This window comes from Dactylosporangium sp. NPDC051484 (assembly GCF_040689395.1).
Classification (GTDB): Bacteria; Actinomycetota; Actinomycetes; order Mycobacteriales; family Micromonosporaceae; genus Dactylosporangium.
Genome location: NZ_JBFAZX010000021.1, coordinates 90,648 through 102,972, shown reverse-complemented (window position 1 = coordinate 102,972; position 12,325 = coordinate 90,648). Strand labels below are relative to the sequence as shown.

General features: G+C 74.3%; 12 protein-coding genes. 5 read left to right on the top strand and 7 right to left on the bottom strand.

Annotation, left to right across the window (positions count from 1 at the left end; translation table 11 throughout):
• Nucleotides 1–59: 59 nt before the first annotated feature.
• From AB0367_RS27880 to AB0367_RS27860, 5 genes are all read right to left on the bottom strand, one after another.
• A complete protein-coding gene (locus AB0367_RS27880) occupies nt 60–1,421 on the bottom strand; it encodes a GAF domain-containing protein (RefSeq protein WP_366229406.1) in 1,362 nt (453 codons plus the stop codon).
• A gap of 138 nt (nt 1,422–1,559) precedes the next feature.
• On the bottom strand, nt 1,560–2,801 hold the full coding sequence (locus AB0367_RS27875; RefSeq protein ID WP_366229405.1) for a HAMP domain-containing sensor histidine kinase: 1,242 nt from the start codon (nt 2,799–2,801) through the stop codon (nt 1,560–1,562).
• The gene (locus AB0367_RS27870) at nt 2,798–3,469 is read right to left on the bottom strand and encodes a response regulator transcription factor (protein WP_366229404.1); all 672 of its coding nucleotides are present in this window, start codon (nt 3,467–3,469) and stop codon (nt 2,798–2,800) included. Before AB0367_RS27870 ends, AB0367_RS27875 begins: the two co-directional genes overlap by 4 nt.
• 14 nt (nt 3,470–3,483) lie before the next feature.
• Nucleotides 3,484–3,861 carry an FMN-binding protein gene (locus tag AB0367_RS27865; RefSeq protein ID WP_366229403.1) on the bottom strand — a complete coding sequence of 126 codons (378 nt, stop codon included), beginning with the start codon at nt 3,859–3,861 and terminating at the stop codon, nt 3,484–3,486.
• A gap of 123 nt (nt 3,862–3,984) precedes the next feature.
• Entirely contained in the window at nt 3,985–4,278 is a 294-nt protein-coding gene (locus AB0367_RS27860) for a hypothetical protein (RefSeq protein WP_366229402.1), read from the bottom strand.
• Nucleotides 4,279–4,298: 20 nt separating this feature from the next.
• On the opposite strand from AB0367_RS27860, the gene AB0367_RS27855 reads away from it, so the two are divergent.
• Nucleotides 4,299–4,823: a DUF2231 domain-containing protein gene (locus AB0367_RS27855; RefSeq protein WP_366229401.1), complete on the top strand. Its 525-nt coding sequence runs from the start codon at nt 4,299–4,301 to the stop codon at nt 4,821–4,823.
• A gap of 33 nt (nt 4,824–4,856) precedes the next feature.
• Entirely contained in the window at nt 4,857–5,585 is a 729-nt protein-coding gene (locus AB0367_RS27850) for a VIT family protein (RefSeq protein WP_366229400.1), read from the top strand.
• Nucleotides 5,586–5,604: 19 nt separating this feature from the next.
• Here the strand turns inward: AB0367_RS27850 and AB0367_RS27845 are convergent, their stop codons facing one another.
• Nucleotides 5,605–7,959: a LuxR C-terminal-related transcriptional regulator gene (locus AB0367_RS27845; RefSeq protein WP_366229399.1), complete on the bottom strand. Its 2,355-nt coding sequence runs from the start codon at nt 7,957–7,959 to the stop codon at nt 5,605–5,607.
• A 448-nt stretch (nt 7,960–8,407) separates the two neighbouring features.
• Between AB0367_RS27845 and AB0367_RS27840 the strand changes: the two genes are divergently transcribed.
• The 3 genes from AB0367_RS27840 (at nt 8,408) to AB0367_RS27830 (ending at nt 11,329) form a co-directional block, all read left to right on the top strand.
• Nucleotides 8,408–9,847 (top strand): GAF domain-containing protein, encoded by a 1,440-nt coding sequence (locus tag AB0367_RS27840; RefSeq protein ID WP_366229398.1) that lies wholly within the window; start codon nt 8,408–8,410, stop codon nt 9,845–9,847.
• 142 nt (nt 9,848–9,989) lie between these two features.
• Nucleotides 9,990–10,127 carry a hypothetical protein gene (locus AB0367_RS27835; RefSeq protein WP_366229397.1) on the top strand — a complete coding sequence of 46 codons (138 nt, stop codon included), beginning with the start codon at nt 9,990–9,992 and terminating at the stop codon, nt 10,125–10,127.
• 152 nt (nt 10,128–10,279) lie between these two features.
• Nucleotides 10,280–11,329 carry a hypothetical protein gene (locus AB0367_RS27830; RefSeq protein WP_366229396.1) on the top strand — a complete coding sequence of 350 codons (1,050 nt, stop codon included), beginning with the start codon at nt 10,280–10,282 and terminating at the stop codon, nt 11,327–11,329.
• Between the two features lie 26 nt (nt 11,330–11,355).
• Here the strand turns inward: AB0367_RS27830 and AB0367_RS27825 are convergent, their stop codons facing one another.
• Nucleotides 11,356–12,291 (bottom strand): ion transporter, encoded by a 936-nt coding sequence (locus tag AB0367_RS27825; protein ID WP_366229395.1) that lies wholly within the window; start codon nt 12,289–12,291, stop codon nt 11,356–11,358.
• Nucleotides 12,292–12,325: the final 34 nt, after the last annotated feature.

Genomic DNA, 12,325 nt, shown 5'->3' with positions numbered 1-12,325 from the left:
CGGCGGGGACGGCGTCATCCGGAAATCGGGCCACAGGGGTGACGCCGGGAGGCGGCGGGTCAGCCGGACGATCCGCCCCGCGGCTCCATCGCGAATACGGCGGTGCGCACGCCGCGGATGATGCGGTCGAGCTCGTCGACGCTGGCGGCGAGCGCGGAGCGCGCGTCCGGGCTGGCGATGCGGGCGGCGGCGCCCTGCAGCGACAGCCCCAGGCCGAACAGGTCGCGGATGAGGGTCTCCTGCAGGTCGCCGGCGATGCGCTGGCGGTCCTCGAGGACGCGGATGTGCTCGTTCTCGCGGCGCAGGGCGGCGACGTCAAGCACCAGGCCGGTGTGCGCGGCATACGCCTGGATCATCTCCAGGTCGGCTCGCGTGAGCTGCGCCCCGCCGCGGCGCTGGGCCACGGTGAGTACGCCGTGCACGCCCCGGTCGCCGATCACCGGGGCGACGATCGTCGAGCCCAGGTCTGCTACCAGCTCCAGGGCGGCCGTGGTGCGTGGGTCGGCCGCCGGCTCGGTGACGAGCGTCGCATCGAGGGTGGACAGCGCACCCTCGGTCAGGAAGCCGCCGATCGGCGCGGACCGGCCGTGCCACGGCTCGAGCAGGCCGACGCCCACGTTCACCCGCAGGTCGGATGAGCCGTCGCCGGGCGCCGCGCTGAACGCGGCCCCGGCCGCGCCGGCCGCCCGAAGCGCGCACTCGGCGAGGGCCCGCATCGCGCGGTCGCTGTCGGCGCCCTCCAGCAGGGTCGTCGTGACGGTGGTCATCGCCTCCTGCCAGTCGCGGCGGCGGCGCGCCTCGCTGAACAGCGTCGCGTTCTCGATCGCGATGCCGGCGGCGCCCGCGAGGGCCTTGACGACCTCCTCGTCGTCGCGGCTGAACTCGGCGGCGCCCTGCTTTTCCGACAGGTAGAGGTTGCCGAACACCCGGTCGCGGACCCGGATCGGCACCCCGAGGAAGCTGTGCATCGGCGGGTGCCCCTCCGGGAACCCGACCGACGTCGGATGGTCGCCGATCTCCGCCAGGCGGACCGGGTGCGGGTGCTCGACCAGGGCGCCGAGCACGCCCTTGCCCTCGGGCAGGTGACCGATCCGGCGCACCACGGCGTCGTCCATGCCTTCGTGCAGGAACCGCACCAGGTGGCCGTCCTGGATCACGCCGAGCGCGGCGTATCGGGCGTCGACGAGGTTCTTCGCGGCCGAGACGATCTGGCGCAGCACGTGCTCCAGGTCCATGCCCTGGGCGATGTCGAGGTTGGCGCGCAGCAGCCCGCGCAGCCGTCCCTGGGTGCTCTGCACGTCGCGGATGCGCTCGACCAGCTGCTCGAGCAACTCGTCGAGCTCCAGGCGCGCCACCGCGACGAACCGGACATCGACGCGGTCCTGCTCGTCGGGTCGGCCGATGCCCGCCTGCTCGGTCATCCCGTCTCCGTTCCTTCAGCGCCAGTCTGCCGGGTCGAGGTCCGGGCCGCCAATGTCGGTCAGCGGAACCTACCAGGCGGCCGCCTGGCCCGGGCCCGGGCGTGTGCCGACGGTGATCCGGTCGATGCGTGCAGCGACTCAGGCCGACGCCGCGGGCAGTACCACGGTGAAGGCGGCGCCCTCGCCGGGCCGGCCCCAGGCCTCGATGGTGCCGCCGTGCCCGGTCACCACCTCGCGGGCCAGTGCCAGGCCCAGCCCGAAGCGGCGATGGTCGCCGTGGCCTCGGGCGAACCGGGCGAACAGGCGCTCGGCGTCGGCCGGATCGAACCCCAAGCCGTCGTCCCGCACGACCAGACTGACCCGCCGCGGCGACCCGATCGACGCCAGTTCGACGGTGACGTGCCCGCCGGCCGGGGTGTGGCTCAGCGCGTTGTCCACCAGCGCGGTGACGACCCGGCGCAGCGCGACCGCTCGGCCGCGGACCGTGGAAGCGCCGGCGGCGTCGGGCACCAGGGTCAGCTCGACGCCCTGCTCCCGCGCCCGGTTGGCGTGTTCGGCCACGACGCCGGCGGCGACGGCGGCGAGGTCGACCGGTGCGGTCTCGCCCGGCCGGTTGGGCAGCTGCGTGGACATCAGCAGGTCCTCGACGAGCTCGCCGAGCCGTCGGGTGCCGACGACCAGCTGCTCGACGTCGTCGGTGACGGACGGTCCGGTGGTGCCGGCCCGCAGGTCCGCGTGCAGCAGCTGGGCCCGCAGGTGCAGCTGGGTCAGCGGGGTGCGCAGCTCGTGGCCGGCGTCGGCGACGAAGCGCCGTTGCCGGCTCAGTGCGTCGACCAGCGGTGCGGTGGCCCGTCTGGCCAGCACCACGGCGAACACGAACGCGATGCCCAGCCCGGCGAGCTCGGACAGGCCCAGGGCCGCCAGGAGCCGGCGCTGCTCGGCGTGCTGGTTGCCGAGGTTCGCCACGACCTGCACCACGTGGTCGCCGCGCCGCTCGGTCAGCACCCGGAAGTCTCCGTCTTCGGTGTCGAGATCGTTGGTGCCGGCCGTGCCGCCGGCCCGCACCTGGGCGATCGCCGCGTGGTCGGGCAGCCCGTCGGGTGCGCCGGGCGAGCCCGTCACCGAGCCGTCGGGTGCCTGGTCGAACAGCCACACGCCCGGCGGTGGGTCGATCACGTCCTCCTCGGTGGCCGCGGTGTGCCGCAGCACGTTCTCGATCTGCGAGGACTGGCCGCGCCGCACGACGAAGAGGGCCAGCGACCCGACGAGCAGCAGGCTGATGGTGATGGCGGCGGCCGCCTGCAGCCCGAGCACCAGACGGGCCCGGGCGAGCATCGCCCGGTCCGCGGCCTCGCCGGGCGTCGCGGCCGGCGTCCTCACAGCGCGCCCAGCCGGTAGCCGACGCCACGGACGGTGCGAACGGCGTCCGCGCCGAGCTTGCGGCGCAGGTAGTGCACGTAGGTGTCGACCAGCGAGTCGGTGCTGGACTCGGGGAAGACCCGGGTGACGATCTCGTCGCGGGTGAAGACGCGCGCCGGGTCCTGGGCCAGCAGCCGCAGCAGGTCGCTCTCCCGGCCCGATAGCGTGACGCGGCTCCCGCCGGGCAGCGTCACGGCCCGGGTGATCAGGTCGAACCCGGCGCGGCCGATCGTCACGGCCGGCGCGGGCGAGCGGCGGGCCAGCGCCCGGATGCGGGCCATCAGCTCCTGCACCTCGAACGGCTTCACGAGGTAGTCGTCGGCGCCGCCGTCGAGCCCATCGACCCGGTCGGCGAGGGTGCCGAGCGCGGTCAGGATCAGCGCCGGGGTCGTCACCCCGGACCGGCGTAGCCGCCCGAGCAGGTCGAGGCCCTCGATCGCGGGCAGGCCGCGGTCGATGACCAGCACGTCGTACTCCCGGGTGAGCGCCAGGTGCAGGCCGCGCTGGCCGTCCTCGGCGAGCTCGGCCTCGTGGCCCTGCGCGCGGAACATCCGCAGCAGCAGCGCGCCGAGCGGCCGGTCGTCCTCGACGACGAGCAGGCGCGGGCCGTCGAGGGCCGGATCCGTCATGCGCCCACCCTCCCTCATCGCCCGAAGTGCGCGCTGTCCAGGGCCGCCTGGAGTGACTCGATGTAGCCGGCGCTGGTGAACGTGGCGCCGGAGACGGTGTCGATCCGGGGGCTCTGCGCCCGCAGGACCTCGGCGCGCAGCCGCGGCAGGGCGAGGGAGTTGATCTGCTCGTCGCGGCTGTTGCCGGACGGCCGCTGCAGCACGAGCACGTCCGCGATCCGCCCGCCGGTGATCTTGACCTGGACCTGCACCGGTCCCCACCGGGTCTGCGCGACGCTGCCGTTGGCCGTCGTGCTGCGCGCCGTCGGGGCCGCCGTTGCCGGCGTGGCCGTCCCCGACGCCGACGGGGCGGACGGCGGCGCCGTCTCGGGCACCACTCCCGGGGCCTGCACGCCCGCTGGCCTGCGACGGGGTTGTGCCGCCGAGGCTGGTCCGGTAGCTGAAGAGCAGGATCAGCCCGGCGGCGGTGGCCGCCGCGAACAGCACAACGCGGCCCGGGCCGGGCTGACGGGTCATCACCACGCGAACTCCTCGGTGTGGATGCGCTCGGCGGCCACCCCGCAGGCGGCCAGGGTCGCGCGTACCGCGGCCATCCACGGCGGCGGACCGCACAGGAAGACCTCGTGCTCGGCGACGTCGGGCACCAGCCGGCGCAGGCCCGCCGGGTCGTCGCGAGCCGCATACCGCGCCGGCAGCCAGGACCCGATCCTCCATCCCGCTCCGGCGACATGGGCCAGCGTGACCGCCGCAGATTGGAGAACCCTAAGAATCGGCTGCCTAATCTCTGCCGGGAGCGCGGCGCGAGGCACGCGCTGGAAAGGAAACCCTCGTGACGACCGTGAACGGCCTGCCGGCCCACGTTCTGCTGGTGCACGCCATCGTGGTGCTGCTGCCGCTGTCGGCGCTGCTGCTCGTGCTCACCGCGGCCTGGCCGGCCGCCCGCCGGAGCCTGGCCGGGGCGAACCTCGTGCTTGCCGCCGCCACAGTGGCGCTGACACCGGTCACCACCGACGCCGGCGAGTGGCTCGAGCGGCGCGTGCCGAGCAGCGTGGTGCTGCGCGACCACACCGAGCTCGGCGACACCGCGGTGTGGGCGGCGCTGGCGGTGGCGGCGACGGCGCTGGCGATCTGGTGGCGCCAGCGCGAGGCCGGCGACCGGCGCACGCTGCTCTCCCGGCGCGTACTGGCGCCGGGGTCGACCGCCGTGACGGCCGTGATCACCGTGGTCGCCGTCGCGGTGGCCGGGCTGGCGGTGTTCGACATCTACCGCATCGGCGACTCGGGCGCGAAGGCCGCCTGGCAGGGCCGGATCACCTCGACCCCGGCCGAGCGCCAGGCGCCGCCGCGCCGTTGAGGCGGCGGATCGAGGGCGATCTAGAGTGGTCGCATGCGTCGCGGCGAGCAGAGCACGGCCGGTCACCCAGGCGAGGCCCACGACACCGGGATCTCTGAGCGGCTCAACTGGCTGCGGGCCGGGGTGCTCGGGGCCAACGACGGGATCGTCTCCACGGCCGGGCTCGTGGTCGGGGTGGCCGGCGCGACGACCTCCGCTCCGGCGATCGCGACCGCCGGGATCGCCGGGCTGGTGGCCGGGGCGGTGTCGATGGCGCTGGGCGAGTACGTGTCGGTCAGCAGCCAGCGCGACACCGAGCGGGCGCTGCTGGCCAAGGAGCGCGGCGAGCTGGCCGACTACCCGGAGCAGGAGCTCGCCGAGCTGGCCGGGCTGTATGAGGCGAAGGGGCTCACGCCGGCCACCGCGCGGCTCGTCGCCGAGGAGCTGACCGCGAAAGACGCGTTCAACGCGCACGCCGACGCGGAGCTGCACATCGACCCCGACGGGCTGACCAACCCGTGGCACGCCGCGTCCGCCTCGGCCCTGGCGTTCACGGCCGGCTCAGCGCTGCCCCTCGCGGCGATCCTGCTGCCGCCGCCGGCGGTGCGGGTGCCCGTCGCCATCGTCGTGGTCGTCGCCGCGCTGGCCCTGACCGGCTATGTCAGCGCCCGGCTGGGCCGGTCGCCCGCCCGGCGCGCGGTCGCCCGGCTGGTGTTCGGCGGTGCGTTGGCGATGGCCGTCACCTTCGGGATCGGGTCGCTGGTCGGCACCGCGGTCGGCTGACGCCCCGGTCGTCTCGCCGTCAGAGCAGGTCGAGCTCGCGGGCGCGGCGTACGGCGTCGCGGCGGCGGTGGACGCCGAGCTTGCGGTAGACCGCGGCGAGGTGGGTCTTCACGGTGTTCGGCGACAGGTGCAGTTCGCCGGCGATCTCGCCGACGGTCAGGAAGCCGACGAGCATGCCCAGCACGCTCGACTCGGCCTGCGTCAGCTCGGGACGCTCGCCCGGGCCGTGGGCGGCCGGTGCGCCGTTCGGCGGTGGCGGGGCGGCGCGGGTGGCGCCCGCCAGCAGCCGCAGGACGATGAACGGATGCCGCAGCTGTTCGCCGGAGGCCAGGGTGGTGGCGTCCCGGTCGAAGCGCTCGGCGACGGCGGGGCGGCCCGCCCGGCGGGCCCCGGCGGCGATGAGCAGGCGCAGCTCGACGGCGTGCACCAGGCAGACCTCGCGTTCGCCGAGGAACGGCCGGAGGATCCGCTCCGCCTCGGTGCCGGGGCGGTGGGCGGTGGCCAGGGCGATCCTCGCCGCGGCGAGGGCCGCGACCACCGGCGGGAACCGGTCGGCGTCGGCGTCGAGGTGGCGGCCGGCGTCGTGGATGAAACCGCGGGCGGTGAGCAGCTCGATGCGCGCCGCCCGCGGGGCCCAGCCGGGCAGCACGAGCGTGTCGGCGTCCTCGGCGATGAGCCGCTCGGCCGCGGCCAGCGCGGCGGCGGGCTGGCCCGTCTGGTAGGTGGCCAGCAGCCGGTGGAAGGTCTCGCCGGCCAGCAGCGCCGGGTCCGGCGGCCAGTTCTGGACGAGCAGGTCGTCGAGGCGGCGGTGGGCCCGCTCGGGCTGGCCGCGCAGCACGGCGACGGCGGCGAGGGTGAGCAGCGCCCATCCCTCGTCGCGGGAGTCGGCGACGCCGTGGCGGTGCAGCGTGGCGCGCACGTCGGCGGCGGCGCGGGCGGCCGCCCGCAGTAGGCCCTGCTGGTGGTCGGCGAGGGCGCCCATCCGGGTCGCCTTCAGCCGCGGCGCCGCGCCGCCGTCGGCCGGTCCGCTGAGCGCCGCGGTGAGGCGCTGGCGGGCCTCGAACGGGTCGCCCGCCTGCAGGGCCAGCCAGGCGTACTCGAACAGGGCACCGGCGGCCGTGCCCGGGCGACGCCGGGTGTCCGCCCCGGTCCCGCGGGCACGGGCCCGGGGCTCGCCGATGGGCTGGTCGAGGGCGGCCGCGGCGTGGCGGTGCTCCTCGGCCGGCTGGCGGTGCTCGGCGTACCAGGCGGCGGCGGTGCGGTGCAGGTCGTGGAGCCGATCGGGGGCCGTGGTGAGCAGCCTGTGGTGCAGCGCCGCGCGCCAGAGCCGGGGCAGGCCGTACCAGCCCGAGACGTCGTCGAGCTCCACGAACACGCGACGGTGTTCGGCGAGGGCGGCCAGCAGCGAGGCGCTGTCCGGCCGGCCGGTGAGCGCCGTGAGCAGCTCGGCGTTGACCGTGGCGAGGATGCTGGCCGCCTCGACCGCGTCGCGCTGGTCCGGCGCCAGCCCGGCCAGCACGTCGTCCTCGACGTAGGCGTCGAGATCGGCCCCGGTGCGCAGGATCTCGTCGAGGTGCTGCTGCATGTCATAGGGGCCGTTCTGGAGCGTGTCGATGGCGATCGCGACGCCTGCGGCCCAGCCTCCGGTGACCGCGTAGAGGTGGCGTACGTCGGCCGGCGCGGCGTCCAGACCGCGCAGCGCGCACAGCTGTGCGGTCTCGGCGCAGGTCAGCTGCAGCTCCCGCGGATCGAAGGCGGCGTCCGCCGGCAGCGCCGCGTGGCCCAGGTTCGGCAGGCCCGGCGGGTCCGGCGGGTGCCGGCCTGCGAGAACGACCTGCACGGCCGGCTTGCGGGCCTGGGCGGTTCCGGGCGCGCGGTGCCGCAGCAGCCCGCCGATGAGCCGGTCCAGCATGCGCGGGTCGGTGACCGCGTCGATGCCGTCGACCACGACGGTGGCGGGCTCGTCCCGCGGGCCAGCGTCGGCGGCCGGCAGCCGGTCCAGCATGCCGGCGGCCTCGGGCAGGCTCAGCAGCCCGCCGCCGGCCGGATCGAGGTCACGTGGCCACGGCCCGCTCGGCCACGCGCCGCCCGTGCCTCCCGAGGCGCCGGTGGTCTTGACCTGCCGCCACCGCACCCGCGCGGTGTTGGCGCCGGTCAGCTCCACGTACACCGCCGGCGCGAGCGGGGGAAGCTGATCCAGCCAGTCCAGCAGCAGCATGGTCTTGCCGGCACCGGCGGGGCCGTACACCGTCCTGACCGCCGCGTCGCTCGCGGCGTTGAGCGCCGACAGCAGCCGCTGTCGGCGCAGGTACACGCCGCTCGCGTTCATCCGCCCGGGTAGGTCATCCATCAGGATCTGACGACCGTCGGACATCGCTGTATCGGCGCGGTGCGGTGCGCCTGGCGGTGGGGCCCGGCGTCCGGGCGCCAGGGGCGACAGCCGCGGTGCGGGGATGTGCGGTCCATCGCGTCGGTCTCCCAACCTCGCCAACGATCCGCGACGGCTACGCCCGATTGCGACCACATGGCTACGGGCCGTCAAGCCGACCATGCAACACCACGTGACGGTCTGTCCATCGGTTGCGCCGATCGCATGGAATCCTGCCGGAACGGTGATGCGGAGAAGAGCTGTACGTCTATCGATGTCTGTCCGATCAATTGATGTGCTCCGGCTGTGGATGGTGCAGGCCACGAGTGCCGCGTGACGGCCGGTGCCGAACGCGCCGAATCGTGGCCGCGCGGCGGATACCCGCGCAAACTTCGGCGAGATACACCAGCATGAGAGCCTCAAGCTGACCACTGCGATCCGCACCGGAGTAGTCGTGATCGACGTGCTGGGCACCGCTACCGCGATCCACGACGTGGCTCGGCTGCATGCGGTGGCCGCGACCGGGCTCGGCGCCGTCCCACACCCGTGGTTCGATCACATCGTGGCCTACGCGCGCCGAGTCCTGGGGGTGCCGATCGTGCTCGTCGTGCTCGTCGAGCGCACCCGCCAGATCCTGCCCGGCGCGGCCGGCCTGCCCGAGCTCTGCCAGCACCGGCGCGAGACGCCGCTGACCCACTCGATCTGCCAGTACGTCGTGGGCGCCCAGGCCCGGCTGACGATCACCGACGCGCGCCGCGACCCGGTCCTGCACACCAGCGACGCGATCCGCAACCTCGGCGTCACCGCGTTCGCCGGCGTCCCGGTCCGCGGCCGCGGCGGCCACGTGCTGGGTGCCCTGGCCGCGATCGACTCGCGGCCGCGGGCATGGACAGCGCAGGAACTCGCCACGCTCGAGGGCATCGCCGCCCGCTGCGACCGCAAGCTGCTCGCGTTGAGCGCGGGCCCGGCGGCGCCCGAGCCGGTGCCGGGACACCGCACCGGCCCGGCGCCACGCTGCCCGTCCCCGCCGCCGGTGACCCGCAGTGACCTGTGGACGCCGCGGCGGCTCCCGGCGGGCGCCACGCTGGATCGTCGGCAGCCGCTGCGCACCGACGGCGCGGACGCGGTGCTGTCCGGGCGCTGGCACGGCGAGTCCGTGGCGGTGATCATTCGCACCGCCGATGATCCGACCGCCGTGCACCGGTTCCGCCGCCGGCGCGAGGTGGCCCAGGCCTTCCGGCGTACCCCGCCGCTGGTGCTCGCCGACGAGCACCGCTGGCACGACGACCGGACGCTGGTCGTCAGCCGGGCCGTCGGCGAGCCGCTGCAGGGCGGTCCGGACGATCCGCCGCTTAGCGACCGCGCCCACTGGGCCCGCCTGATCCAGGCCGCGGCGCTGCTGTCCGCCTGGCGGCCCGCCCCCGAGGAGGTCGACGCCTGGGCCGTGGACTACGACGCCTGGATCGCCCGGCACGTGCAGGGCGGCCACCTCTCCGCCGGCGACGCCTGCCGCCTGCGGGACCTGCTGGACCGCTGCCGGGCCGACCGGACGTTCGCCCACGGCAACCTCACCCCGCGCAGCGTCGTCCAGCTGCCGTCCCGGCGGCTCGCCCTGACCGACTTCGCCGACGCCGGGCTCTACCTGGCCGGATTCGACCTCGCCGCGCTCCTGCTCGCCGCCCCCGACGCGCAGGCCGGGCACGACATCGACCGCCGGGTCCACGAAGCCGACATCGCCGAGCCGTTTCTCGTCAACCTCGTGCTGCGCACCGCCGACGAGGCGGCGACCGTGCCGGCGCCGACGACGACGCCGGGTCTGGCCCGCCGCCGCGCCGCACTGGTCGGCGCGCTACGCCACATCCACCGGCTGCTGGCGCGCCTCGCCCGCCGGTGACGTGCACCACGGGCATCCGGCCATCCGGGACGTTCGGCCCGCCGGTCCGGGCGCTCGGCCTCGACCGTTGCCGCAGCCCCGGTGGCATCGTCGTAGCCGGTGCCGGGGCGATCGGCCCCGGACCGGTCGGAGGCGAGCGGCGATGCGTGAGGGGAATCTGCGGGCGTTCCTGCTCGGATTGGGCGTCGCGGCGGTGGGTGTCGCCATGAGCGACGCCCTCGCCCGGATGACCGACCGGGCCCTATGGGTCGCCGCCGGCGCCGGGCGGCGGCGCGCCTGACGCCCGATACGGGACGGCCATCCATCCATAAGAAGCGATGCGCGTCGCGCGCGCATTACGGGTTTGGGGTGGTTTTCACAGTGCGGTGACAGCCGTCGATCCAACCGTTAATGTCCCGTCCAATTAACGGCTCGTGGTCGAGGGAGCACCCTATGCGTCGAGTCTTGGCAGTTGTCCTGTTGTTCGCGGCGTTCATCGTGGCGCCGGCCGCACCCGCCTCCGCCGCGGGCGGTCCCATCCAGGTGTACGGCGCCTGGCACTGCGGCAACGACGCCTGTATCTGGGGCACGGTCCGCACCGTCAGCGAGTTCGACAGCCGCAACCACTGGCTCATCGACCGCGGCGACGGCCGGCCCTCCGTCAACGTGGTCGTGCTGAGCTTCCTGCAGCCGGCGAAGCTGCTGCATCTCACCGACGACGCCACCACCAGCGCCGGCGTGCCGAAGGGCATCACGCCGGACATCGTCAACTACTTCACCAGCCGTGGTGTACGGGTCATGTTGTCGATCGGGGGGATCACGTACACCAGTGCCTGGGACAGCGCCTTGGCCGAGAACCCGGCGCAGCTGGCGCGCAACGCCGTCGCGGTAGCGCAGCGCCTCGGCGTCGGCATCGAGATCGACTACGAGCAGAACTCGTCGCCGAAGCTCGCCGGCCTGCAGACGTTCATCGACACCTACCGCGCGGCCCTGCCCTACGACGCGACCGGCGCCAACCCGGCCGCCCGGCTCACCATCGACGTCGCCGCGGGTGCCCGCTGGCTGATCGACATCGACCGCAAGGCGACGGCCGACTGGTTGCGCACGGACGTGCCCGTGCTCGACTACGCCAACGCGATGGTGCCGTCCAAGCAGCCCTCGGCCAGCGCCGTGACCACGAGCTGGCAGGAGCACATCGACGGCAAGCCGCAGTTCGCGCCGCCGATCCCGCCGCTGGCACCCGCGAAGTTCACCGGCAGCCTGTACATCGCCGAGGGCAGCAAGGTCCGGCCCGAGTGCACCGACTTCGCCAACTCGGTGCAGCGCTCGACCGGCGCGTTCGTGCAGTCGACCGGCATGCTCGGGTTCATGTTCTGGGCTGCGGAACTGCCCTCGACCAGGGGCGTCAGCACCGCGCCGCCCAACAGCTGCGAGGGCGGCGTCGGCGCCGGTGCCACCGCGCATCAGATCCCGATCCCGCTGCCCGCGCTGCGGCAGGGCTGAACCGCGGTACGACCCCGGCATCCCGCTCAGCGATCGGGGGCCGCTCTCGGGCGGCCCTCGTCGCGGTCGATACGCAGGTCCCGTTCCAGCTCGACCAGCAGCGTCCGCAGATCGTCCAGGCGCCGGCTGATCACGATCCGGTCGATCTCGTCGGGCACGCCGTCGCCGTCCTCGTCGAAGTCGGCGGCCAGCCCCTCGGTCATCTCCAGCCGGCGGGCCTCCTCCATCGAGTTGACGATGACCGCGATCAGGATGTTCACCAGCAGGTTCACGGTGATGAGCACGTAGCTGACGTAGTACACCAGCGTCCAGGGCGACATCGCCATGCCCTGCTCGATCAGCTCCGGCAGCGTCTCGAGCGAGAGCAGCACGAAGAGGGTCAGCACGGCCCGGCCGATGGTGCCGTACTCCGCCGGGTAGGTCTTGCCGAAGATCAGCCAGCCGGCCATCCCGTACACGTAGAAGGTCACCAGGGCCAGCGCGAGGAAGCCGCCGACCCCGGGCAGGCTGCGCAGCAGGGCGGCCACGATGGTGCGCAGCCCGGGGGAGAAGCGCACCAGCCGCACCACCCGGGCGATGCGGATCACCCGCAGGGCCGCGGGGTCGCCGTGCAGGCCGGGGATGAACACGGCGGCGATGACGATGAAGTCGAAGACGTTCCAGCCCTGTTTGAAGAAGTCCTGGGGCCGGCGCCCGAAGGCCAGGATCCGGATCGCGATCTCGGCGAAGAAGATGAGCCGGAAGCACCACTCCAGCGAGCCCAGCAGCACGTCGGCCGTGCCGAGGTCCGGGTAGGTCTCGATGCCCAGCACGAGCGCGTTCGCGCCGATGGCGATGACGATCGCCACCTCGAACGCCCGTGACTGCGAGACGCCGGCGCACCATCGCGCCACCCGCGACATTCTTGACGCGAACACGTCGGACGAGGGCGTGCGCTGGCGGGGTACGGTCTCTTCGGTCACCCCAGCATCTCAGCATGCCGCCGGGGTTGACGCT